Annotated in this window: 26 protein-coding genes; 14 read left to right on the top strand and 12 right to left on the bottom strand. The window is 38.0% G+C overall.

What is annotated here, in order from left to right; translation table 11 throughout:
* Positions 1-31 precede the first annotated feature (31 nt).
* From menD to FORMB_RS11875, 9 genes are all read left to right on the top strand, one after another.
* Positions 32-1,711 carry a 2-succinyl-5-enolpyruvyl-6-hydroxy-3-cyclohexene-1-carboxylic-acid synthase gene (gene menD / locus FORMB_RS11835; RefSeq protein WP_069677660.1) on the top strand — a complete coding sequence of 560 codons (1,680 nt, stop codon included), beginning with the start codon at positions 32-34 and terminating at the stop codon, positions 1,709-1,711.
* A 109-nt stretch (positions 1,712-1,820) separates the two neighbouring features.
* Entirely contained in the window at positions 1,821-2,162 is a 342-nt protein-coding gene (locus FORMB_RS11840) for a DUF2853 family protein (RefSeq protein ID WP_069677661.1), read from the top strand.
* Positions 2,163-2,245: 83 nt separating this feature from the next.
* Complete coding sequence (locus FORMB_RS11845; protein WP_069677662.1) at positions 2,246-3,082, top strand: CvfB family protein; 837 nt, start codon at positions 2,246-2,248, stop codon at positions 3,080-3,082.
* A gap of 12 nt (positions 3,083-3,094) precedes the next feature.
* Complete coding sequence (locus FORMB_RS11850) at positions 3,095-3,934, top strand: 1,4-dihydroxy-2-naphthoyl-CoA synthase (RefSeq protein ID WP_069677663.1); 840 nt, start codon at positions 3,095-3,097, stop codon at positions 3,932-3,934.
* Between the two features lies 1 nt (position 3,935).
* Positions 3,936-4,832, top strand: a complete 897-nt coding sequence (menA, locus tag FORMB_RS11855) for a 1,4-dihydroxy-2-naphthoate octaprenyltransferase (protein WP_069677664.1) — start codon at positions 3,936-3,938, stop codon at positions 4,830-4,832.
* Between the two features lie 40 nt (positions 4,833-4,872).
* A complete protein-coding gene (locus FORMB_RS11860) occupies positions 4,873-5,550 on the top strand; it encodes a metal-dependent hydrolase (RefSeq protein ID WP_069677665.1) in 678 nt (225 codons plus the stop codon).
* Complete coding sequence (locus tag FORMB_RS11865) at positions 5,551-6,585, top strand: o-succinylbenzoate synthase (RefSeq protein WP_069677666.1); 1,035 nt, start codon at positions 5,551-5,553, stop codon at positions 6,583-6,585.
* Positions 6,586-6,588: 3 nt separating this feature from the next.
* Positions 6,589-7,542, top strand: a complete 954-nt coding sequence (locus tag FORMB_RS11870) for a CPBP family intramembrane glutamic endopeptidase (protein ID WP_069677667.1) — start codon at positions 6,589-6,591, stop codon at positions 7,540-7,542.
* Positions 7,543-8,604, top strand: a complete 1,062-nt coding sequence (locus FORMB_RS11875) for an AMP-binding protein (RefSeq protein ID WP_069677668.1) — start codon at positions 7,543-7,545, stop codon at positions 8,602-8,604.
* Here FORMB_RS11875 and FORMB_RS11880 read toward each other — a convergent pair.
* Complete coding sequence (locus tag FORMB_RS11880) at positions 8,591-10,219, bottom strand: acyl-CoA carboxylase subunit beta (RefSeq protein WP_069677669.1); 1,629 nt, start codon at positions 10,217-10,219, stop codon at positions 8,591-8,593. The genes FORMB_RS11875 and FORMB_RS11880 overlap by 14 nt on opposite strands.
* 83 nt (positions 10,220-10,302) lie before the next feature.
* On the opposite strand from FORMB_RS11880, the gene FORMB_RS11885 reads away from it, so the two are divergent.
* The 4 genes from FORMB_RS11885 to FORMB_RS11900 are packed head-to-tail and all read left to right on the top strand — an operon-like array spanning position 10,303 to position 13,145.
* Positions 10,303-11,034, top strand: a complete 732-nt coding sequence (locus tag FORMB_RS11885) for a pirin family protein (RefSeq protein ID WP_069677670.1) — start codon at positions 10,303-10,305, stop codon at positions 11,032-11,034.
* 49 nt (positions 11,035-11,083) lie between these two features.
* Entirely contained in the window at positions 11,084-11,266 is a 183-nt protein-coding gene (locus FORMB_RS11890; RefSeq protein ID WP_069677671.1) for a CAL67264 family membrane protein, read from the top strand.
* Complete coding sequence (ettA, locus tag FORMB_RS11895; RefSeq protein ID WP_069677672.1) at positions 11,266-12,957, top strand: energy-dependent translational throttle protein EttA; 1,692 nt, start codon at positions 11,266-11,268, stop codon at positions 12,955-12,957. Before FORMB_RS11890 ends, ettA begins: the two co-directional genes overlap by 1 nt.
* Positions 12,958-12,959: 2 nt before the next feature.
* Positions 12,960-13,145, top strand: a complete 186-nt coding sequence (locus FORMB_RS11900; protein WP_069677673.1) for a DUF1272 domain-containing protein — start codon at positions 12,960-12,962, stop codon at positions 13,143-13,145.
* Here the strand turns inward: FORMB_RS11900 and FORMB_RS11905 are convergent.
* Genes FORMB_RS11905 through rlmD form a run of 3 tightly spaced genes read right to left on the bottom strand, consistent with a single transcriptional unit; the run spans position 13,135 to position 15,754 of the window.
* The gene (locus FORMB_RS11905) at positions 13,135-13,800 is read right to left on the bottom strand and encodes a DUF6048 family protein (protein WP_231925548.1); all 666 of its coding nucleotides are present in this window, start codon (positions 13,798-13,800) and stop codon (positions 13,135-13,137) included. The genes FORMB_RS11900 and FORMB_RS11905 overlap by 11 nt on opposite strands.
* Positions 13,801-13,825: 25 nt before the next feature.
* Positions 13,826-14,329, bottom strand: coding sequence for a DUF6452 family protein (locus FORMB_RS11910; RefSeq protein ID WP_069677675.1), 504 nt, complete (start codon positions 14,327-14,329; stop codon positions 13,826-13,828).
* Positions 14,330-14,332: 3 nt separating this feature from the next.
* Entirely contained in the window at positions 14,333-15,754 is a 1,422-nt protein-coding gene (rlmD, locus tag FORMB_RS11915) for a 23S rRNA (uracil(1939)-C(5))-methyltransferase RlmD (protein ID WP_069677676.1), read from the bottom strand.
* A gap of 133 nt (positions 15,755-15,887) precedes the next feature.
* On the opposite strand from rlmD, the gene rocD reads away from it, so the two are divergent.
* Positions 15,888-17,171 (top strand): ornithine--oxo-acid transaminase, encoded by a 1,284-nt coding sequence (gene rocD, locus FORMB_RS11920; RefSeq protein WP_069677677.1) that lies wholly within the window; start codon positions 15,888-15,890, stop codon positions 17,169-17,171.
* 89 nt (positions 17,172-17,260) lie between these two features.
* Here the strand turns inward: rocD and FORMB_RS11925 are convergent, their stop codons facing one another.
* From FORMB_RS11925 to FORMB_RS11960, 8 genes are all read right to left on the bottom strand, one after another.
* Positions 17,261-17,572, bottom strand: a complete 312-nt coding sequence (locus FORMB_RS11925; protein WP_157498176.1) for a CCC motif membrane protein — start codon at positions 17,570-17,572, stop codon at positions 17,261-17,263.
* Positions 17,573-17,735: 163 nt separating this feature from the next.
* Positions 17,736-19,322, bottom strand: a complete 1,587-nt coding sequence (locus tag FORMB_RS11930) for an NADP-dependent glyceraldehyde-3-phosphate dehydrogenase (protein WP_069677679.1) — start codon at positions 19,320-19,322, stop codon at positions 17,736-17,738.
* A gap of 166 nt (positions 19,323-19,488) precedes the next feature.
* A complete protein-coding gene (locus tag FORMB_RS11935; protein WP_069677680.1) occupies positions 19,489-19,812 on the bottom strand; it encodes a CCC motif membrane protein in 324 nt (107 codons plus the stop codon).
* Between the two features lie 166 nt (positions 19,813-19,978).
* Complete coding sequence (locus FORMB_RS11940) at positions 19,979-20,797, bottom strand: DNA adenine methylase (RefSeq protein ID WP_069677681.1); 819 nt, start codon at positions 20,795-20,797, stop codon at positions 19,979-19,981.
* A complete protein-coding gene (locus tag FORMB_RS11945; protein WP_069677682.1) occupies positions 20,794-21,429 on the bottom strand; it encodes a thymidylate synthase in 636 nt (211 codons plus the stop codon). Before FORMB_RS11945 ends, FORMB_RS11940 begins: the two co-directional genes overlap by 4 nt.
* A gap of 161 nt (positions 21,430-21,590) precedes the next feature.
* Positions 21,591-21,977: a hypothetical protein gene (locus FORMB_RS11950; RefSeq protein ID WP_069677683.1), complete on the bottom strand. Its 387-nt coding sequence runs from the start codon at positions 21,975-21,977 to the stop codon at positions 21,591-21,593.
* On the bottom strand, positions 21,974-22,345 hold the full coding sequence (locus FORMB_RS11955; protein WP_069677684.1) for a hypothetical protein: 372 nt from the start codon (positions 22,343-22,345) through the stop codon (positions 21,974-21,976). The genes FORMB_RS11950 and FORMB_RS11955 overlap by 4 nt, the downstream gene beginning before the upstream one ends.
* Before the next feature lies 1 nt (position 22,346).
* A complete protein-coding gene (locus tag FORMB_RS11960; protein WP_069677685.1) occupies positions 22,347-23,123 on the bottom strand; it encodes a hypothetical protein in 777 nt (258 codons plus the stop codon).
* Position 23,124 lies beyond the last annotated feature (1 nt).

The following is a 23,124-nucleotide window of genomic DNA, read 5'->3' on the forward strand; positions in this document are numbered from 1 at the left end:
AACCCTAAAAATTAAATAACTTTGTGGGGCAATGATACAGTCAAAACAGCCCTTAGCGCAATCGATTATTCAACTCTGTAAAAGTCATAATATTCAGCATATTGTGATTTCACCTGGGAGTCGAAATGCACCTTTGACAATCGGGTTTACAAATCATGAATTCTTTGAATGTTACAGTATTGTAGATGAGCGTTCTGCTGGGTTTTTTGCATTGGGTATGGCACAGCAACTACAACAACCTGTCGCCTTGGTATGTACTTCTGGAAGTGCTCTCGTTAATTATTATCCTGCGGTGACCGAAGCGTTTTACAGCCGGGTTCCGCTTGTTGTGATTTCTGCAGACCGCCCAGAGTACCTTATCAATATTGGGGATGGTCAGACCATTACACAACCCCATGTTTTTGGTGCACATATTCTGTATGAAGCCAACCTAAAAGAACATTTTAAAAAGTCCTTTTTAAAAACGATTAAAAATAATGATTCGCTTATTGAAAAGGCACTTCATATTTCAAAATCGGAGTGTGGGCCCGTTCATATCAATGTGCCATTTTCGGAGCCTTTATACGATACCACTGAGGAATTTACGTCCGAGCTAAATCCGACTAAAATAAAAATAAACAACCCATCTTTTTCTCTGTCAAAAACAGATGTCAAAAAATGGCATTCGTCCAAGCGAAAAATGATTTTGGTAGGAGTGAACCCGCCTAATAGCGTTCAAGAAATATATTTGAAATTGATTGCAGAAGACCCTTCTGTGATTGTGCTTACAGAAACGACTTCAAATTTACATCATCCAAATTTTTTCGCCAGTATCGATCAATTAATCACCCCTTTGGATGCGACGGATTTTGAGGCGCTTCAGCCTGATTTATTACTTACATTCGGTGGAATGATTGTTTCTAAAAAGATTAAAACATTTTTACGAACCAATCCTCCAAAAATACACTGGCATATAGATGAGGTTCTTGCTAACGACACTTTTTTTTGTTTGACAAAACATTTTAAATGCGCCGTCAATACATTTTTTGAGCAACTCCATAGTTCCAGTCATTCGTATTTAGTAAGCACCTATTTTGAAACATGGAATCATGTCAAAATACGCCGACTCCAAAAACACAAAAAATATATAAAATCGATTCCGTTTAGTGATTTCAAAGCATTTGACCGTATTTTGAAACACATTCCAAGCGATTCTATGGTGCAGTCAAGTAATAGCTCTACCATACGCTACTTGCAGTTGTTTGAAATGAATCCAAGCTTGACTGTGTTTTGTAACCGTGGCACGAGTGGCATTGACGGATCGACAAGTACCGCCATAGGTGCGGCACGTATTTCAAAGCAACCAACGGTTTTTATTACAGGGGATTTAAGTTTTTTCTACGACAGCAATGCCCTTTGGAATAACTACATTCCTTCAAGCTTCAGAATTATAATCATCAATAATAGGGGTGGAGGGATTTTTAGAATTTTACCGGGAAATAAAAATTCCGAAAATTTCAGCACATTTGTTGAAACCAACCATTTGCTCACTGCCGAACCAATATCTAAACTCTTTAACCTGGAGTATGCGTCTGCAAACACAGGGGAGGAATTAGAAGTTGCTTTAGAAAATTTTTACAAACAAAGTTCGCGACCAAAAATATTAGAAGTGTTTACACCTTCATCTGAAAACGACCAGATTCTACTCTCGTATTTCGATTTCGTAAAATAATAATTGTAATTTATTACTTTTTACTGTGACTTTTTTAGGATTGTGGTGTCTTAGTTATTGAAAGGTGTTTACTGCATCTTCCTGAATCGAATTTAAAGACACCTGTATTATGAACGCAAGGGATAAGCTTATTGTGAAGTATGCCAATGATTTAAGAGAGAAATGTAGTGTGTATCCAGATATGGATTTGCTTAGAAAAGTGACAGTTGGGTGTGGTCCATCGATCTATAATTCAGATTCTAGCAGGGTGTCCGTTAATAGTGAGTCTGAGTTAAACATCCTGAAAGATAAATTTCTAATAAATAAACTAGAACTGTCTATTGAAGATAAATTAGACGAAGGAATTGAGGCTGTGATTGAACAGTATGGACGCTCAAACCGCCATAAATACCGCGCGGTGTTTTATTACTTATTAGTACTGCATTTCGGAAAAGAATCGGTGTATGAATAGTCTATCAAAAACAATTCTTAAGTCCCACAATTTGTTGTCACGCTTTTTTTAATTTCTGCCTCTATTATTCTTACCTTTGTGGCATGATACACATAGGAGACTACAATAAGCTTACAATTCTGCGAGATACAGAACCAGGATTGTTTTTGGGAGATGACGAAGATCAAGAAGTCTTACTACCGAATCGTTACGTTCCCAAAGAATTTGAAATTGATGATAAAATTGAGGTCTTTGTTTATTTAGACAACGAAGAACGCCTCGTAGCGGTCACGGATCATCCGTATATTAAAAAAGGAGAATTCGCGCTGCTTCGCTGTAATAACGTCACCGATATTGGTGCCTTTCTCGATTGGGGACTGGTAAAAGAATTATTCTGTCCGTTTAGAGAACAAGCATTCCCTATGAAAGCAGGAGGCTGGTATTTGGTCTATTGTTATTTAGACGAAACTTCCGAACGTCTGGTGGCTTCCAGCAAAACAAATCGTTTTCTGGACAATAAAGAACTCACTGTTGAGGCTTTTGATGAAGTCGATTTAATCGTGTCCCATCCGTCGGATTTAGGAATGAATGTCATTATTAATAAAACCCATTTAGGCTTGATTTTCAATCAAGATTTATTTAAGGATCTAAGTATTGGTGACAAGCTCAAGGGAATCGTTAAAAAGATTCGTCCAGGGAATAAGCTCGATATCACCCTCGAAAAAATTGGTTACAGAAACATTGAGCCAAATGCGCAATCAATACTAGAGTTTTTAGAAAACAAAGAAGATGGATGTTTAAAGCTCACAGATAAATCCTCACCTGAAGACATTAAGTCTCTCCTTCAAATGAGTAAGAAAAGTTTCAAAAAAGCTATTGGAACCCTTTACAAACAACGTCGCATCCGCATCGAACAGGATGGGATTTATTTAACAACCTAAAACCGTCATCCTATGCCGAGTATACAATGGAAAACTGTTAAAGAATACGAAGATATTACTTATAAAAAATGCAACGGCGTTGCCCGTATAGCATTCAACCGTCCAGATGTAAGGAATGCGTTTAGACCCAAAACAACGCTTGAACTATACCAAGCGTTATACGATGCCAACGAAGACACCAGTATCGGAGTGGTGTTGTTAAGTGCTGAAGGGCCTTCTTCCAAAGATGGTGTCTATTCATTTTGTAGCGGAGGCGATCAAAAAGCCCGTGGTCATGAAGGCTATGTGGGCGATGATGGCTACCACCGATTAAACATATTAGAAGTACAACGCCTCATTCGGTTTATGCCCAAAGCGGTCATTGCCGTCGTTCCAGGTTGGGCTGTGGGTGGCGGTCATAGTTTGCACGTTATTTGCGATTTGACCTTGGCAAGTAAAGAACATGCGATTTTCAAACAAACCGATGCCGATGTCACCAGTTTTGATGGGGGCTATGGCTCTGCATATTTAGCAAAAATGGTCGGTCAGAAAAAAGCCCGTGAAATATTTTTCCTTGGGAGAAACTACAATGCACAAGAAGCATTTGATATGGGCATGGTAAATGCGGTGGTGCCTCATGAAGATTTAGAAGCAACGGCTTATGAATGGGCGCAAGAAATTTTAGAAAAATCTCCGATATCCATTAAAATGCTCAAGTTTGCGATGAACCTTACCGATGATGGAATGGTGGGGCAGCAAGTTTTTGCTGGAGAAGCCACACGACTTGCCTATATGACCGATGAAGCCAAAGAAGGCCGTGATGCCTTTTTAGAAAAACGAAAGCCTAACTTCGAGAAAAAATGGATTCCATAGCATGAAAAATTTACAAGCATGGATTTCTGCCTGCCGACTCCGAACATTGCCATTGTCAATTTCTGGGGCGATTGTGGGGTCTGGAATAGCATATTCAAGAGATTTTTTCGACAGTTCAATATTTGCTTTGACAATCCTTACAACCTTAAGTTTACAGATTTTATCAAACCTCGCCAACGATTACGGCGACGGAATTAAAGGCACCGACAACGAACATCGTATTGGACCAGAACGCGCATTGCAAAGTGGGAATATCAGCCCAAAAGAGATGCGGAATGCCATTATATTTAATGTCATACTTTGTCTTATTTTAGTCGTTAGTTTAATTTATACAGCATTTGGTGCCGAGCAGTTTTTAACCTCCTTGGTATTTATAGTCCTTGGGATTTTAGCCATTGTTGCCGCCATTAAATATACCATAGGTGCTTCTGCTTATGGCTATAAAGCACTGGGCGATGTCATGGTATTTTTGTTTTTTGGATGGCTAAGTGTTTTAGGAACCTATTTTTTATATTCAAAACAAATCGACTTTTTGATGTTATTGCCTGCGAGTACCATTGGACTGCTAAGTGCCGGAGTGCTCAACTTAAATAATATGCGGGATATTGAATCCGATAAATTATCAAACAAACAAACCTTAGCAGGGTATTTTGGACTGAAACGCGCCAAATCATACCACCAACTATTGATTGTAGTTGCCATGCTATTAATAGGACTCTATTCATTTTTAGTTGCAAACAGTTCGATGTATTTTGTGTTCATAGCTTTCGTACCACTCTTAATACATCTCAACATTGTTCGTAAAATCAAAACCCCAATAGAGTACGATCCACAACTTAAAGTCTTGGCATTATCGACTGTTGCCTTAGCGTTGTTTTTTTGTGCTTCACTTTTATAGAGGTTATATTATAATTTTGTAATTTTAAATAAAAATTAAAATGACGATTCAATTCTTAGGCCACGCCAGTTTACTTCTTACGATTGATCAAATCTATATTCTTGTAGACCCTTTTATTTCAGGAAACCCTAAGGCATCTCAGATTGATTTAGAGGCTATAAAAGCCGATTATATTTTATTAACACACGCGCATCAAGATCATATTTTGGACGCTGAGCTCATTGCAAAACGCACAGGGGCCACGATTGTATCTAACTTCGAAATTGTTTCTCACTATCAAAAAATGGGTCTCAACGGACATCCCATGAACCATGGCGGCAGTTGGAAATTTGATTTTGGAACGGTTAAATACGTAAATGCGATTCATACCTCTTCCTTTCCAGATGGAACTTACGGGGGTCAACCAGGGGGATTTATCATAAAAGGGGAACATAAAACAATATATATAGCGGGTGATACCGCCCTTACCTATGATATGAAATTGATTCCACTTCAATATAATTTAGATGTAGCAATTCTGCCTATTGGCGATAATTTCACGATGGGTGTGGACGATGCTCTGATTGCGAGTGATTTTCTGGAATGTGATAAAATTTTAGGCTACCACTTTGATACCTTTGGTTATATCGAAATTGACCATCAAAAAGCAATACAAACATTTTTTGAAAAAGACAAAGACCTCATGTTGCTTGCAATAGGTGAATCCATAGCCCTCTAGATGCAAGCAAATTATTTTAAATATCAACTTCAATTCAAGCAAGCTAGCGGCACTTCTCGTGGGGTTTTATCCTATAAAGATACTTGGTTTATTCAGCTTGAGCAGAATTCACTCAAAGGGATCGGCGAGTGCGGTATGTTTAAAGGATTGAGTATTGACGATCGTGCAAATTTTGAAACTAAATTAGCTTGGACTTGTGAAAATATTCACTTAGGACTGGATGAATTATTAGCCGCTTTGATTGAATTTCCTTCAATTCAATTTGGATTAGAAATGGCGTTTCAATCGTTGCAACAAAAGGATCAATTTGAATTATTTCCATCTGATTTCACCAAAGGCAAGGACTCGATTCCTATTAATGGATTGATTTGGATGGGGGATAAGTCGTTTATGAAACAACAAATCAAAGACAAACTTGAAGCGGGGTTTTCATGTATAAAACTTAAAATAGGGGCGATTGATTTTGAGAAAGAATTAGAACTCATCAAATCCATACGAAATGAATTTGATTCAGAAACCATTGAAATTCGGGTCGATGCCAATGGCGCCTTCAAACCCGATGAAGCCTTAGAAAAACTAAAACGACTTTCGGACTATAATTTACATTCGATAGAACAGCCAATACAACAAGGGCAGCCTCATGAAATGGCACGGTTATGTGCAGACACCCCTCTGCCAATTGCTTTAGATGAAGAATTAATAGGCGTGTTTTCTGTAACAAATAAGGCCTTATTACTACAAACTATCAAACCTCAATACATCATTTTAAAACCGACCTTAGTCGGAGGTTTCAAAGGCAGTCAAGAATGGATTGACCTTGCAGAATCCAACTCCATTGGGTGGTGGGTGACCAGCGCTTTGGAAAGTAATATTGGACTCAATGCCATTGCGCAGTGGACCTATACGTTAAAGAGTCAGCTTCCTCAAGGATTGGGGACAGGAGGTTTGTTTACCAACAACATCCAAGCCCCTTTAGTGGTCGATTCGGGGCAATTATTTTATGATTTAAAAACAAAGTGGAATTTAAAATTTTAATTTATGTACATCAAACAAGCATTTAACATCAAACACGATTGGTGGCTTTACATTGCAGGTATAGCAATCATCGTTATCGCCGTGATCTTAGGTCAAATTCCATACACGATAATTTTAATAGCAAAAGCAGTCGAAGCCGGTCTGGATCTTCAAAACTTAGACATGAGTCAAACCATGAGGTTGTTAGATTCTAATTTGAATTTATTTCTGATGTTACTGTCGTTTGCCGCAGGTCTTTTAGGGATCTTTTTTGTGGTCAAAACACTCCATAAACAAACCCTAAAAAGCTTAACGACTTCACGATTAAAAATTGATTGGAGACGTTTTTGGTTTGCATTTTTATTTTGGGGAATTGTTTCGAGTGGATTGGTTTTAGCCGATCATTATATGTCTCCCGAAAATTATGTATTTAATTTTAAACTAGTGCCATTTCTGATTTTGGCAGCCGTTGCTATTTTATTAGTGCCACTTCAAACGAGTTTTGAAGAATATCTATTTAGAGGCTATTTGATGCAAGGAATAGGAGTGCTTTGTAAGAATAAATGGGTGCCATTAATATTCACTTCTGTTTTGTTTGGACTTCTTCATATTGCAAACCCAGAGATCGAAAAGTTGGGTTACATATTATTGGTGCATTACATTGGAACAGGGTTCTTTTTAGGTGTGATTACCCTGATGGATGAAGGGCTGGAATTGGCCTTAGGATTTCATGCAGCTAACAATTTATTCACCGCACTTTTAGTGACCGCAGACTGGACGGCCTTTCAAACAAATTCGGTTCTTCGAGATATCTCAGATCCTGATATTGGATCGTTTGAAATATTTGCCTCTATATTGATTATATACCCCATTCTAATTTTCGTTTTCGCGAAGGTTTATAAATGGACCAACTGGAAAGATAAATTAACAGGTCCCGTAACCAATGATCAGTTGTCAAACGCGAGTTTACCCGAATAGTTGAATCCAAATCCAACATATAACCAACCTCATGCTTCCTTCAAATTGGAAGGTGTTTTTTATGATACGATAGGACTGTCGAGTCTTGCCAATCGTTTTATAAAAGAAGGGAAGGATTATCAAGTTTCATTAGGCCATTTTATAGTACAATGGATAGATTTAAGTCCTGAAATCTCATTGCAAACTTCTGGTTCTACCGGAACACCTAAAACGGTTTTAATGTCCAAGCAAGCGATGGTCAATTCTGCCCTTGCTACGGGAGATTACTTCAAATTGAAGCCTGGAGATTCTGCCTTGTCCTGTTTGCCTTTTGAATACATTGCTGCCAAAATGATGTTTGTAAGAGCCTATGTTTTAGGCTTGGAACTCGACTGCGTCAAACCGAGTTCTAACCCCTTAGAAGCCATTTTAAGAAGCTATGACTTTTGTGCGATGGTTCCCTTACAATTAGAAAACTCCCTAGAGTATTTACATCAAATTACAACCATCATCGTTGGGGGAGCAAAGCTTTCCAATGGTTTGAAAATCAAACTTAAAAATTCATCCTCAAGTATTTATGAAACTTTTGGTATGACAGAAACCGTCAGTCATATTGCGGTTAAAAATATCAGCCAACCCGCCTCGTTTTTTGAGGTTTTACCTTCCGTATCGATTGGAGTAGATGAACGGAATTGTTTAACCGTAAACGCGCCACATTTAGTGTCAACAACAATTCAAACGAATGATATTGTTCAGCTTCGTTCCAAAACTACTTTTGAATGGATCGGGCGATTTGATACGATTATAAATTCGGGAGGTATTAAAATAGCCCCTGAACAATTGGAACAACAATTGGAAGGTTTTATTGAAGAACGCTTTTTTATCACCTCTCAAAAAGAGGATTCTTTAGGTGAAATTGTCGTCATCGTGATTGAACGCTCGAAACCTTATGAAACCCTAAATTTTGATATTTTAGAACCGATGAAACGTCCCAAACATATTTATTATGTAGATGCGTTTAAAGAAACTATTTCTGGAAAAATCAAACGTCAAGAAACTTTAGATTTGGTTAAACCTGAATAACTCCCATATTGAACGCCTTTTCAATAGGTGCGTGGTTGGCAGCTTCAATACCCATGCGGATCCAATCGCGAGTATCTGTAGGGTTAATCACAGCATCTGTCCACAATCGAGATGCCGCATAGTAAGGAGACACTTGTGCGTCGTAGCGCGATTTAATTTCATCGAATAACTCGGCTTCTTTTTCTGGTGTAATGGTTTCACCTTTCTTTTTTAAAGAAGCAGTTTCTATTTGCAACAATACTTTAGCAGCGCTGTTGCCACTCATCACGGCTAATGCAGCACTCGGCCAAGCGACAATGAGTCGTGGGTCGTACGCCTTGCCACACATCGCATAATTCCCAGCACCATAACTGTTACCGATGATGATGGTGAATTTTGGCACCACACTATTGCTCAATGCATTGACCATCTTAGCACCGTCTTTAATGATTCCACTGTGTTCACTTTTACTGCCCACCATAAATCCGGTGACATCTTGTAAAAAAACCAAGGGTATTTTTTTCTGATTACAATTCGCCATAAAGCGAGTCGCTTTATCTGCACTATCGTTATAAATAACCCCACCAAATTGCATTTCTCCTTTGGCATTTTTGACGAGTTTGCGTTGATTTGCGACAATTCCAACCGCCCATCCTTCGATACGGGCATAAGCTGTAATAATTGTTTTGCCATAGTCGGCTTTGTATTCTTCAAATTCAGAACCATCCACCAAACGTTTGATGATCTCAAACATATCGTATTGATCGGCTCTTGATTTAGGCAGAATTCCATACAGTTCTTTGGGATCAGAAATGGGCTTTTTAGCAGCGACCTTACTGTAGCCTGCTTTCTCAAAATCACCAATCTTATCCATGATGGATTTAACTTTATCCAGCGCATCCGCATCATCTTTGGCTTTGTAATCCGTTACACCACTTATTTCACAGTGCGTTGTGGCACCGCCCAACGTTTCATTATCGATTGTTTCTCCAATAGCTGCTTTTACCAAGTAACTTCCTGCCAAAAAGATACTTGCGGTTTTATCTACGATAATGGCTTCGTCACTCATAACGGGCAAGTAAGCACCTCCAGCCACACAGCTTCCCATAATTGCCGAAATTTGAGTAATACCTAGACTGCTCATCTGTGCGTTGTTCCTGAAAATACGTCCAAAGTGTTCTTTATCAGGGAAAATTTCATCTTGCATTGGGAGATAAACCCCCGCAGAATCCACTAAGTAAATGATTGGTAATTTGTTTTCGATTGCAATTTCTTGTGCTCTCAGATTTTTTTTAGCGGTGATTGGAAACCAAGCACCCGCTTTTACAGTGGCGTCATTAGCAACTACAATGCATTGCTTTCCTTTGATGTATCCAATTTTCACAACAACGCCTCCCGAAGGACATCCACCGTGAGCTTCATACATGCCATCACCTACAAAGGCACCAACTTCAATGGATTTTGATTTTGAATCTAAAAGATAGTCAATACGTTCGCGTGCCGTCAGTTTTCCTTTGGCGTGCTCTTTTTCGATTTTGGCTTTTCCACCTCCTAATTTAACTTGTGCTAAACGTTTGTTTAGATCTGTTACGAGTAACTTATTATAATCCTCGTTTATGTTGAAGTTTAAATCCATGGTACTTATCTTTGTGGTAACAAAAATAACATTATTCTTTGACTCTCAAGTTTTTGTTTAATGAACAATTATAAATATAACAAATGACATTAGTTTTCCATAGTGCATCATCAAGAGGCTTTGCAAATCATGGTTGGTTGCAAGCCAATCATTCTTTTAGTTTTGCTAATTTTTACGATCCAAAAAAAATGAATTTTGGAGCTCTGAGAGTTTTGAACGATGATTTAATTGCGCCAAGCATGGGGTTTGGAACCCACCCACATGACAACATGGAAATTATTACCATACCACTTTCGGGACTTCTGAAACACAAAGATTCTATGGGAAACTCATGGGAAGAAGTGAAAGCGGGAGAAGTGCAGGTAATGTCTGCCGGTACAGGGATTCATCATTCGGAAATTAATGGCTCCGTTTCGGAGTCTTTAAGCTTGTTTCAAATATGGATTGTGCCAAATCAAAACAATGTCACCCCTCGATACGATCAACATTATTTCGACCAATCACCAGATGGTGAATTGCAGATTTTGGTGTCGTCAATTGAAGAGGGATCGACAGATTCGAGTTTGAAAATTCATCAAGATGCTCAAATTTCTAGAGTTAATTTATCTGCAAACACATTCTTTGAGTACAGTTTAAAATCCTCCAATCATGGCGTTTATATGATGCAGGTATTTGGAGCTTCAAAAATTGAAACCACAGCATTAAACCCGAGAGATGCGGTCGGAATTTCTGAAACTAAAGACTTTAAAATTGAAGCTACAGAAGATTCTCAATTCTTATTTATAGAAGTTCCTGTAACTTTTAAGGAAAGCTAAACTAGTTTCGATCAAATTAACGATATTTGTGTCTCTAAAAAAATTAATTATGGCAATGAATAAAAATACAGTACTGGCTTGGGCCACATATATTATGATATTTATAGGAATCTCGCTAATTGCCTTGGGTGCTTTTAGATACAATGAGGTTGCTGGTTGGGGCTTTGCTTCGGTAGGTATTGGTTTTTTTGCCAATGCTTGGGTGTTTAACGCTTTAAAAGGACGTGTATAATGAGTGACGATAAAAAGATTATTTTTTCAATGTCTGGTGTGACCAAGTCCTACCAAAGTGCAAATACACCTGTTTTAAAAAACATTTACCTTAGTTTCTTTTACGGAGCTAAAATCGGTATTTTAGGACTCAACGGATCTGGAAAATCAACCTTGCTTAAAATTATAGCTGGGGTCGATAAAAACTACCAAGGCGATGTTGTGTTTTCACAAGATTATTCTGTGGGTTATTTAGAACAAGAACCAAAATTAGACGAATCTAAAACGGTGATGGAAATTGTTCGTGAAGGCGCTGCTGAAACGGTTGCTATTTTGGATGAATACAATAAAATCAATGACATGTTTGGATTGGAAGAAGTGTATTCCGATGCCGACAGAATGGAAAAACTAATGAACCGTCAATCGGAGCTTCAAGATCAAATTGATGCTGCCAATGCATGGGAATTAGATACAAAATTAGAAATTGCAATGGATGCTTTAAGAACTCCTGAGGGTTCTAAAAAAATATCTGTGTTATCTGGAGGTGAACGCCGTCGTGTGGCTCTCTGTCGTTTATTGCTTCAAGAGCCCGATGTCTTATTGTTAGATGAACCCACAAACCACTTGGATGCGGAATCTGTTCACTGGTTAGAGCACCATTTGGCACAATATAAAGGCACTGTGATTGCAGTCACGCATGACAGGTATTTCCTAGATAATGTTGCGGGTTGGATTTTAGAATTGGATAGAGGCGAAGGCATTCCTTGGAAAGGGAATTACTCTTCTTGGTTGGATCAAAAATCGAAGCGTTTGGCACAAGAAAGCAAGACCGCTTCTAAACGTCAAAAGACCTTAGAGCGTGAATTGGACTGGGTGCGTCAAGGGGCTAAAGGCCGTCAAACAAAGCAGAAAGCGCGTTTGAACAATTATGATAAATTAATGAATCAAGATCAGAAGCAACTTGATGAAAAATTAGAAATATACATTCCTAACGGTCCCCGTTTGGGAACAAATGTTATTGAAGCAGAAGGTGTAAGTAAAGCCTATGATGATAAATTGTTATATGACAACTTAAACTTTAACCTTCCTCAAGCAGGAATCGTCGGAATTATTGGACCCAATGGTGCTGGTAAAACCACCATTTTTAAAATGATTATGGGTGAAGAAACTTCAGATAAAGGAAGTTTTAAAGTGGGAGAAACGGCCAAAATCGCCTATGTCGATCAAAGCCATTCAAATATTGATCCTGAAAAATCTATTTGGCAAAACTTTAGTGATGAGCAAGAGTTGATTATGATGGGAGGGCGTCAAGTAAATTCTCGTGCCTATCTAAGTCGTTTTAATTTTACTGGGAGTGAGCAAAACAAAAAAGTAAACATGCTTTCTGGTGGTGAACGGAACCGTTTGCATTTAGCAATGACGCTTAAGGAAGAAGGGAACGTCTTACTTTTGGATGAGCCAACGAATGATTTAGATGTAAATACTTTGAGAGCTTTGGAAGAAGGTCTTGAGAATTTTGCAGGCTGTGCAGTCGTGATCAGTCACGACCGTTGGTTTTTAGATCGTGTTTGTACACACATCTTGGCGTTTGAAGGAAATTCGGAAGTCTATTTTTACGAAGGAAGTTTTAGTGAATACGAAGAAAATAAAAAGCAACGTTTGGGTGGCGACTTGATGCCGAAACGAATTAAATACAAAAAGTTAATTAGATAAGTATGTTAGAAATGCGTTCCGTTTGTGAGCACTGTTCAAAAGCATTACCGTCAGATAGTGGTGAAGCAATGATTTGTGCTTACGAATGTACGTTTTGTAGCAATTGTGTTGAAGCCATTCTTGAAAATAAGTGTCCCAATTGTGGAGGAACTTTTGAAAAGCGTCCTATTAAAAAAACTACTTCTTAACTTTTTTAAACAAGGGTACTAAATAGCTGATATTGTAACCAAAACCGACTCCAAAATTTCCACTATCAAAGGTGCGTCCGAATCCTGGAATGTATATGTTTTCAAAATTATCGGGTTGTGTTTCAGATAATCGCCCTTTAATTTGAACATTGAGCCCCATAAAAAGATTGTTTAAAACCTCGGCTTTAAATCCAAATATAAGTTCAAGCCATGCGGCACTCAATCCTGTGAACGTCTCACCTTCCAAGACTTCGGTTTGTCCCCAAGTTGGGCTGTTGGTATCATAAATCGTGTAACTGTTCAATGTTTGATCGAAATTAGAAAGCCCAAAACGAAGCCCAGAATAGACCATATTTTCCATTCCAACCCAATTGGTATACATATTATAATCAAAACCAACTTTCAGATAGGAGCCTTTTGCGGTGCTGTTTAAATAGTCCGTGGATGTCGTACGCTCTTCAGTACCTACGTCTCCTGCAACATACAGCTTATTTGTAAGACGGTAATCGGCATTGAGCTCAAAGGCACTATAATCGGATTCTAAAAAGGTGCGTACAATTTTGCTCGCGTCAACTCCTACTCGCAGACCGTATTTTTGTTTGACAACTAAACTATCGGTTGTTTGAGTGGTTTCTTCTTGCGCATGAAGATTCATGCACAGACTTAAACAGCTAATTAGGCTATAAATGAAGTATCTTAACATGGATGTCATTTTCATTTGTGATTTCAGTTATTAATATTTCAGAACTAATCATCCACTGATCAGGATCAGCGGTAATTGAGAATGTTTGAATATTGAAGTTCGTTTTATACCCACAGGCTCTTGAAACATACACGTCTTCAGTGTCGTAGGTTACTTTTATTGTATCTGGATTTCCGCTAACCACACCATCCACAAGATCATAACTTTTATAAAGTATAAATTCTGTTTCTGTGTCGTTTGTTTTTAAGGGCAGTGTGATAGAAGAACGGGTGGTTACTATTTCATTATTGATTGCGACCTCCATTCCTTCAGAATCAAGACCTAAAGCATAAAGCCCAGGGACTGCCAAAATTTCATCAGGAGATGTGAGGTCATAAAACTCAATGACAAGTCGGGGTGTGGTCTGAGTAGTATCAGGACAGATGTCGTCTTTTTCACAACTAAAAATGACGATTAAAAATAAACAAATAAACTTTTTCATGGCTTATTTTTTAGGATTACGTTTTTCCAAAAGTACAACATTTTCTACGTGATGCGTTTGTGGAAACATATCAACAGCTTGTGTCTTACTTATTTTATAGACTGAATCTAACAACGCCAAATCTCTTGCTTGTGTTGCACTGTTACAGCTCACATATACAATTTTATTAGGAGTGATTTTCAAAATTTGAGCAACCACATCTTTGTGCATTCCATCTCTTGGTGGATCGGTAATGATCACATCAGGATGTCCATGCGTTTCTATAAATTCTGTATTGAATACAGATTTCATATCGCCCACAAAAAATTCCACATTATCAATGTTATTTAAGATGGCATTTTCCTTTGCAGCACTTATCGCATCTGGTACGGATTCGACACCAATGACTTTCAATGCATTTTTAGCAACAAATTGCGCAATAGTTCCGGTTCCTGTATATAAATCATAGACGAGTTCCTTCCCTGTGAGCCCTGCAAAATCACGTGTTATTTTATATAAATTATAGGCTTGATCTGAATTGGTTTGGTAAAAAGATTTTGCATTAATTTTAAAACGCAAACCTTCCATCTCTTCAAAAATATGATCTCGACCGTGATAGCATATCACATCTTGGTCATATATGGTATCATTGGCTTTTCCATTAATAATGTATTGAAGGGACGTAATTTCTGGAAAGCTTGTTTTTAAATGGTCCAGAAGCGCGATTCTGCTTTCAGTATCTTCTTTAAAAAACTGAACGACAATCATCAATTCGCCAATACTGGTGTTACGAATCATCAGGGTTCTTAGTACGCCTGTTTGTTGGCGGGTATTAAAAAAAGGGATTTGGTGTTCAAGCGCAAAATCCTTTACCGCATTTCGAATGGCATTGGAAGGATCGCCTTGAAGCCAGCATTTTTTTACGTCTAATATTTTATCCCACATTCCTGGGATATGAAAGCCTAAGGCATTTCGATCTCCTAAATCTTCTGTTGAGGCGATTTCTTCTACAGTTAACCAACGGCTATCACTAAAAGAAAACTCCATTTTATTGCGGTAGAAGTACTGCTCTTTGGACCCTAAAATAGGGGTGATTTCTGGCAATTCAATATGCCCGATGCGTGTGAGGTTATTGACCACTTCTTTTTCTTTGTAAAAAAGTTGGTGTGAATAATCCATGTGTTGCCACTTACAGCCGCCACAAGTCCCAAAATGCTCGCATGCAGGTTCGGTGCGTTTGTCTGATAATTTATGAAAAACGGTTGCTTTTCCTTCGTAATACCCCGTGCGTTGTTTGAATGTTTGTACATCGACAATGTCTCCCGGAACGGCGTTTGGCAAAAACACCACTTTTCCGTCCGGAGCCTTTGCAATGGTTTTGCCTTTAGCACCTGCATCAATCACTTCTAAATTTGAAAACACTTTGTTTTTATTTCGTCTACCCATGAAGCAAAAATAGAATAAATGATAGCATAATTCTAAGAAATCTATTTAGAATTCTTAAATTGCATCACAATATGGATGATTTCTCTCCACTAAGAAGGAATAGTTATTTTATAATTTTAAAATTCTCATTAAAATGGCTATTTTAAATCAGATTACACCCAAAGAAGCTATTAACTTAGAGAACCAATATGGGGCTCACAACTACCATCCACTTCCAGTCGTCTTGGCTAGAGGCGAAGGCGTTTATGTCTGGGACGTTGAAGGAAAACGTTATTACGATTTTTTATCAGCGTATTCCTCAGTGAACCAAGGACATTGTCACCCTCGAATTGTGAATGCGATGATAGAGCAAGCTCAAACGCTGACACTGACATCTCGAGCGTTTCATAACGACAAATTGGGGCCTTACGAAGAATATGTGACCAAGTATTTTGGGTTTGACAAAGTGCTACCAATGAACACGGGTGCTGAAGCAGTTGAAACAGCTGTTAAGATTTCTCGTAAATGGGCGTATGAAGTGAAAGGTATCCCTGAAGGTCAAGCAGAAATTATTGTATGTGAAAACAACTTTCACGGGAGAACCACGACTATTATTTCATTTTCGAATGATCCAGTAGCCCGTGAAAACTTTGGACCTTTTACGGATGGGTTTATAAAAATTCCGTATGATGATACAGAGGCTTTAGAAAACACACTGAAAAACAATCCGAATGTTGCTGGTTTTCTAGTAGAACCAATCCAAGGGGAAGCAGGCGTTTTTGTGCCAACTGAAGGGTATTTAGCCAAAGCAAAAGCATTGTGTGAAGCCTATAATGTATTGTTTATTGCCGATGAAGTACAAACAGGCATTGCTCGTACTGGTCGATTATTGGCCACTTGTGGCAATTGTGACTGTGCTCAAAAAGATTGTTCTGGTACTCCAGAAACAAAACCCGATATTTTAATACTTGGAAAAGCATTGAGTGGCGGTGTTTATCCTGTGTCTGCCGTGTTGGCAGATGATGCGATAATGAAGGTCATAACACCAGGATCTCACGGAAGTACGTTTGGAGGAAACCCTATTGCAGCAGCTGTTGCGATGGCAGCTTTGGAGGTTGTGAAAGACGAACAATTGACTGAGAATGCATACCAACTTGGAAACTTATTCAGAGCTCTTTTAAATGACTATATCGTTACGAGTAAGATTGTAAAACTAGTCCGTGGAAAAGGTTTGCTTAATGCGATTGTTATTGACGATCATGAAGACAGTGATACCGCTTGGAACATCTGTTTGGAACTTAGAGACAATGGTCTTCTAGCCAAACCAACTCACGGAAATATCATTCGTTTTGCTCCGCCTTTGGTCATGAGTGAAGACCAGTTGATTGACTGTGTGAATATCATTATCAAAACCTTAAAAAGTTTTGAAACTAAATAATGTTTAAAAAGCCCTTACAAATTCTTTAAAAATCACTCCAAATTTGGAGTGATTTTTTTGTTTCAATGGTCTATGTTAGATGACAGTTCTTATCTTAAAAATATCATATTCAACCAGCGGTCTTCAAATGCTTGATAGCCATGTTCATAAATCCAAATAGCTGTGTATCCAACATAGAACAGGTTGACCACTAAAGAAATAATGGCAGCGATTTTAGCGAGTTTCATTGTTTTTAAAGACCCTGTAAATCCGAGTGGATTGTGTTCGGCTTGTTTGATTTTTTGATTGGCCATGTATAAAGCCACGACAGAAAAAATAATTCCGATACCTCCGAAACAGGCACTTATTAAACTTATAAACGAGAGCGTGAAAATAGGCGTACTAACTAAACGAGTTTTCATAGATATGGGGTTCTTTGGTCCCCGCTCGCAACGCTTTTCCATATAACAAATGGACGAGTAGGTTGTTGGGTTTGGGGTGTTAATAAGCATAAATGTACTAAAAAAAACAATCCCTACTAAAATTTAGAAGGGATTGTTTGATTTATAAAAGTCTGACAGTACTTTATAAGAGGTACTCGGTACTCACAAAATTAGATTTACTAGATTCTAATAGATTCTTCAAAATCGCTTTATTCGCCTCATTTTCTTTAGTAGCTACAAACGTTCGTATCGAGAATGAGCGCAACGCATCGCGTACACTTAAGGTGCTAAATGCGGAATCTTTTCTTCCTGTGAACGGAAATACATCTGGTCCTCGTTGACAAGAACTGTTCAAGTTGACGCGACACACAAGGTTGACAAGCACATCAAAGAGTGGTGCTAAGGTGTCTGCATTTTCACCAAAAACACTGACTTGTTGACCATAATTGGATTCTGCCATGTCATCCAACACCTGCTGAACATCGGTAAACGTAATGATGGGTATGACCGGTCCAAATTGTTCTTCTTTGTACACTTCCATATCTTTAGTGACAGGATAGAGCACCGCTGGAAAAATATAATTATCAGAGAGTTGTCCTCCTTTTGAATTTAATATGTTCGCCCCTTTAGATTGCGCATCTTCAATTAACCCTTGAACATAAGCGGGCTTGTTAGGTTCTGGAAGTGGCGTAAGCTGAACTCCTTCTTCCCAGGGATTTCCAAATTTGAGTGCATCTACTTTCTCACAAAAACGTTTGTTAAATTCCTCGGCAATACTTTCATGAACATAGAGTATTTTAAGCGCGGTACAACGTTGTCCATTAAAAGAAAGGGTACCAGCAATACATTCGTTTATAGCAAGGTCTAAATCGGCATCTGGCAAAACAATACCAGGGTTTTTAGCTTCTAATCCTAAAACAGAACGCAATCGGTTTCCTTTAGGGTGGCTATTTTGTAAGGCATTGGCAGAGCTACTGTGCCCAATCAACGCAAGAACATCTATTTTCCCCGTTTCCATTATGGGAGTTGCCAAGACGCGTCCACGTCCATACAGTACATTCACAACGCCTTTAGGGAAGCTGTTTTGGAACGCTTCTAATAAAGGAGATAGCAATAACACACCTAGTTTTGCAGGTTTAAATACTGTGGTATTCCCCATAATAAGTGCAGGGATTAATAACGCGAAGGTTTCATTTAAGGGATAATTATAAGGACCTAAACACAACACGACGCCAATAGGGCCCCGTCTAATGTGCGCATATACACCAGAATGTTTTTGAAACTTAGCAGAATTACGATCTACTTGTTTATAATCATCTATCGTATCGTAGATATAATCTACAGTACGGTCAAATTCTTTTTCAGAGTCTCCAAGGTTTTTTCCAATTTCCCACATGAGGTATTTTACGATGGAATCACGTTTGGTTTTCATTTGCTCAGCAAATTTCTCCATGCATGCAATACGATCGCCAACTTTCATGGTAGGCCATTCGCCTTGTCCATTATTATAAGCGTTTGATGCCGCATCTAAGGCCTCTAAGGCTTCGGTTTTTGTGAGTTCTGGAACACTTCCTAACAGTGTAGGTTTATAATTCTCGGTAGAGGAGATGGTTGAATAGACATCGGTCATTTTGCCAGACCATTCTTTGATTTCACCATTTACCAAATATGTTTTTTGCTCAACAAGTGCGTTGATTTTATAAGCTTCAGGAATGTTTTTAAAAGTCATATAATTGTATGTTAATTTGTTCGATAAAACTAAGTAATTATTATAGTCGAATGTCCTAACGAAACGTTAATCTTGTTAATAAGTCATTAACAGTATAGGGGAGTGGTTAATGATCTCTATAATTTAATATATTACACCCCCTAGCAGCTAGGGGGTGTAATCGGTTTTAGGAGTTTTTTCTAATTTCTTCCATAACTTCATCCCAGCGGTCGAAGACCTCGTCATAGCCACCAGAAAAGAATACATACAGCGCATATATAAAATACAATAGATTGATGATTAAGATGACTAAGGCTATTGTTTTAGCAGTATTCATTGCATTTAAATTACCTTCATAGTCATCGGAGTTTTCGGAAGCGTCTTTCACTTTATTATGTGCCATTAAATAGGCAGGCCCCGATAATAAAAATCCCAATCCGCCAAAACAACAGCAGAGTAATCCTAAAATACTGAGCACATAGATAAGGGTGGTGTTTAATTGTTTCTTCATTTAATTTAATTTTAGAGTTGTTTAAGGGTGTAACTTATAATAATGGTTGCGATGGATACAATTGATAACCAATTGATACCTATAATCGTGAAATCGAATTGTACAAAGATTTAAATCGAATTGTACATAAAAAACAAATATATGAGTTAGTTTAATTTAAAGACCTTTAAAATAGCTTTAAATCATCTTTTGGGTTAGATAAATCATAATTAGCTGTGAGTACTTCAATTTTCTTCTTATGTGGCTTACCGCTATTGTTTGACACACTCACGCTTTGCTCTAGTTTAATCGTAAACCATCCATACTCCTCTGTATACTTTGATAGTATTTCACTTGGATAACTACTCATTAGAAATTTACCTTCTATGCTTGACAGCGTTTTTAAGAGGTTTTCAAAGTCATCTATACTATATCCATCATAATGACCGCAATCGCTGTTGTAGTATGGAGGATCACAGTAAAAGAAAGCGTCTTTAAAGTCTCTACTACGTATGATCCTTAAAGCATCTGTACTTTCAATATTTACATTCTGTATCCTGATTGAGTACTCTTCAGTAAAGGAATTTCGCTTATTGGTTATCTTCTGAGATGTCGTGCCTTTCTTTTTATCATAACCGAACGATCCATCGAGCATTGATGAGAAGGACTGAGCAGCCATTATCCAAATAGACCATGCTCTCTGAATACGAGTAAACATGTGTGGATTGTTGTAAATTACAATTGCATCTTTAAATAATGATCGTGAGTGCAATGAGATCCTAATCATCTTTTCAAGATCTAAAAACTCATTCTGTACTACTTCATAAAAATTAATCAGTTCACGGTTGGTGTCATTAATAACCTCAGTATCGCTCTTTGGTTTTGCCCAAAAGATTGCACCTCCTCCAACAAATACTTCTGCATATAGTTTGTGCGGCGGTATTAATGGTAATATGGTAGCTACTAAATTCTGTTTCCCTCCGTAATAAGATGTGGGTGTTTTCATACGTTCAAATTAAATTTTATTGAATTTCCTTTTAACAGCTGTTTTGTACCTTTAATATTGTTTTCATAGATGTGCACATTGCCCAGGAACAACGTAATACTTTTGAGTGGCAACTCGATCTGTTTACTGATTAAGTACAAGTGATAAATGTCCGCAGGAAGACCAAGTGAAGCATCCGAGCTGCGTTGGTAGGCACTGAGGATCAACTTACCCTTTTCTATTTGAAATTGGATTAATGACAAGCACGGTTGCTGATTACTCTCTTGATTCGTCGCTCCCAAAAACATTACGTAATTCTTACTACTTCGCTTCTCTTTGTTGATCTTAGCAATCAAGGCTGGCAACTGCTCAAAATAGGTCGGGTAAGAGTTCACAAGTATAGGGCCACAATAGTCCCACCAAGTGATTCCTACTTCTCTGTATGCCTCTGTCATTCGTTCTCCCGCCATAAATAGATTGAGCTCATCTTTGAGCTTCTTACGCGCCATAGGATGCCCCTCGAAGACCTCGAGCAGATCAATTGCTTTCAACGTTAATTTCTTATTTAAAAGGTATTTAATCGCCCCTTTCTTGTTCGTTTGAACTTTGCCATTTTTTAAAATGTAACTAAGTGTTTGGTGGTATTTATTCATTTTTATTTTATCTTTGCTACTTCTCACAGTAATTAAATATAATGCAGCAGCCCAACCGGAAGACTTATGTCCTCCAACTGGGCTTTAATGCTAAATTTTAATTACTGTGAGAAGTATTTTAATGTTGGGGGACTTTTTTCAAACCCGTCCCCAAAGGTTTATTACTCGTCTATTTCAATACTATTAATTGAGTGGTTAGGGTCTAATTTATTTAAAATCCAATCCAATCCTTTACCTCCTTTTGAAAGTGTATTTGCTTTCTTATTTTTTCCTAAAACGCTACTAATAGTTTCATCGGGGTTGCCAAAAGGAATACCAGTATGTAAGATTAAAGTATCATTAAACAATTCTTTGCATACTACATTTCCTAACTGGTCAATGCTGATAGCCCATGCATAAAACCATACGGATAATTCATTTAAACCGTTTTTAAACTTTCGTTTCCAAAGAGAAGCTACAATGCCCCAAGGAATTGCAAGCAATAGCAGACTATCAAATAATACAATTGCTACAATTACTAATACGATTGATAAGGTAAAATTCTTCATTTTTTATAACTTTTCTCGATGTATTCTTCGATATAATTTATGACACTTCCGAGAAGCTCCGCACTCACATAGGCGTTAGGCTTCCTTGCCTGCAAGTTTCTTAAGGCCGATTTCCACCAACCCAAAACCAGAAAATTTTGCGACGGTGCGAAAAAGTCTGAAATAGCTTTCTTAACGGCATCTGGCACTTCCAGTATCACAAGCTTTGCGCCTTGCATGTCAGAAAATTTTTGACCATCAATTCTCCGTTGTGGATATAGAATTGATTGATAAATTGAATTTAACGTTTCCGTAGGAATATTTTCCTTATTTTCTAGAGGAGCTGCATTGTACAACTCTATTTGCTCGATGTATTCTTCTCTTGTCATCTTATCGGTTTATTTCGGTTATAATTAAATGTGTGTAATTCTGGTCAGAAGCCCATGTTTTCAATGTGCCTCGGCTACCTAATCCACTTGCTGTTCTATTGATGTCGTGTGCCCCATTTACATAAGTAACGCCGTTGTATGTTCTTGCAGTCAACTCAAATTGTAATGTGAAAGGTTTTGATTTATCAAGGGACAAATTGCCAATGAAATCCAAAATCATTTGGTGATTTAAGGCGTGAATCGCATTGGCCGAATTAGACATCACACCACCATCATATCCGGTATTACCGAGATTATGCCAAGTACCGTTCACCTTTGCGTTAACATTCACATATAAGCCTCCCCAACTATTAGTGTTATCGCGAGTCGGCACATAGATATCCAACCTAACTTGCTTGTTAGGCTGGACTGTTATTTCTGGAAAGAGGTTAAGAAGCGCAGCATTTCCATCACCAAACGTTTTGGATGTTTTGAATGTTTGCACGTAAGTTTTTCCTGACCCCTCGCCGTCAGCCCCACCTTTTTTAAAAAGTTTTGATAATTCAATCATCAAATCGTTTCTGTCACCCGAAAAAGCAACACCATTTATGGCTGTCACTTGATCGACAAAAAGCATTATAGCCTCCTTTTCTTCTTGGTTGGTAGGTGTCTTACTAATCAAGACTCCTTTTTCATTTCTCGGATGTTTCTGAATAAATACATCCGTTGCAATTATATGCTCAATTTCATCATTATCAGTTTTGATAAGAATATTCCCTGTTGTTGTTTCTATTTTCATA

It is taken from the genome of Formosa sp. Hel1_33_131 (genome assembly GCF_001735745.1).
Taxonomy (GTDB): domain Bacteria; phylum Bacteroidota; class Bacteroidia; order Flavobacteriales; family Flavobacteriaceae; genus Hel1-33-131.

Coding starts and splice junctions, on each gene's coding strand:
- menD (WP_069677660.1), top strand. CDS start 32: ATGATACAGTCAAAACAGCCCTTAGCGCAATCGATTATTCAACTCTGT.
- FORMB_RS11840 (WP_069677661.1), top strand. CDS start 1,821: ATGAACGCAAGGGATAAGCTTATTGTGAAGTATGCCAATGATTTAAGA.
- FORMB_RS11845 (WP_069677662.1), top strand. CDS start 2,246: ATGATACACATAGGAGACTACAATAAGCTTACAATTCTGCGAGATACA.
- FORMB_RS11850 (WP_069677663.1), top strand. CDS start 3,095: ATGCCGAGTATACAATGGAAAACTGTTAAAGAATACGAAGATATTACT.
- menA (WP_069677664.1), top strand. CDS start 3,936: ATGAAAAATTTACAAGCATGGATTTCTGCCTGCCGACTCCGAACATTG.
- FORMB_RS11860 (WP_069677665.1), top strand. CDS start 4,873: ATGACGATTCAATTCTTAGGCCACGCCAGTTTACTTCTTACGATTGAT.
- FORMB_RS11865 (WP_069677666.1), top strand. CDS start 5,551: ATGCAAGCAAATTATTTTAAATATCAACTTCAATTCAAGCAAGCTAGC.
- FORMB_RS11870 (WP_069677667.1), top strand. CDS start 6,589: ATGTACATCAAACAAGCATTTAACATCAAACACGATTGGTGGCTTTAC.
- FORMB_RS11880 (WP_069677669.1), bottom strand. CDS start 10,219: ATGGATTTAAACTTCAACATAAACGAGGATTATAATAAGTTACTCGTA.
- FORMB_RS11885 (WP_069677670.1), top strand. CDS start 10,303: ATGACATTAGTTTTCCATAGTGCATCATCAAGAGGCTTTGCAAATCAT.
- FORMB_RS11890 (WP_069677671.1), top strand. CDS start 11,084: ATGGCAATGAATAAAAATACAGTACTGGCTTGGGCCACATATATTATG.
- ettA (WP_069677672.1), top strand. CDS start 11,266: ATGAGTGACGATAAAAAGATTATTTTTTCAATGTCTGGTGTGACCAAG.
- FORMB_RS11900 (WP_069677673.1), top strand. CDS start 12,960: ATGTTAGAAATGCGTTCCGTTTGTGAGCACTGTTCAAAAGCATTACCG.
- FORMB_RS11905 (WP_231925548.1), bottom strand. CDS start 13,800: ATGAATCTTCATGCGCAAGAAGAAACCACTCAAACAACCGATAGTTTA.
- FORMB_RS11910 (WP_069677675.1), bottom strand. CDS start 14,329: ATGAAAAAGTTTATTTGTTTATTTTTAATCGTCATTTTTAGTTGTGAA.
- rlmD (WP_069677676.1), bottom strand. CDS start 15,754: ATGGGTAGACGAAATAAAAACAAAGTGTTTTCAAATTTAGAAGTGATT.
- rocD (WP_069677677.1), top strand. CDS start 15,888: ATGGCTATTTTAAATCAGATTACACCCAAAGAAGCTATTAACTTAGAG.
- FORMB_RS11925 (WP_157498176.1), bottom strand. CDS start 17,572: ATGAAAACTCGTTTAGTTAGTACGCCTATTTTCACGCTCTCGTTTATA.
- FORMB_RS11930 (WP_069677679.1), bottom strand. CDS start 19,322: ATGACTTTTAAAAACATTCCTGAAGCTTATAAAATCAACGCACTTGTT.
- FORMB_RS11935 (WP_069677680.1), bottom strand. CDS start 19,812: ATGAAGAAACAATTAAACACCACCCTTATCTATGTGCTCAGTATTTTA.
- FORMB_RS11940 (WP_069677681.1), bottom strand. CDS start 20,797: ATGAAAACACCCACATCTTATTACGGAGGGAAACAGAATTTAGTAGCT.
- FORMB_RS11945 (WP_069677682.1), bottom strand. CDS start 21,429: ATGAATAAATACCACCAAACACTTAGTTACATTTTAAAAAATGGCAAA.
- FORMB_RS11950 (WP_069677683.1), bottom strand. CDS start 21,977: ATGAAGAATTTTACCTTATCAATCGTATTAGTAATTGTAGCAATTGTA.
- FORMB_RS11955 (WP_069677684.1), bottom strand. CDS start 22,345: ATGACAAGAGAAGAATACATCGAGCAAATAGAGTTGTACAATGCAGCT.
- FORMB_RS11960 (WP_069677685.1), bottom strand. CDS start 23,123: ATGAAAATAGAAACAACAACAGGGAATATTCTTATCAAAACTGATAAT.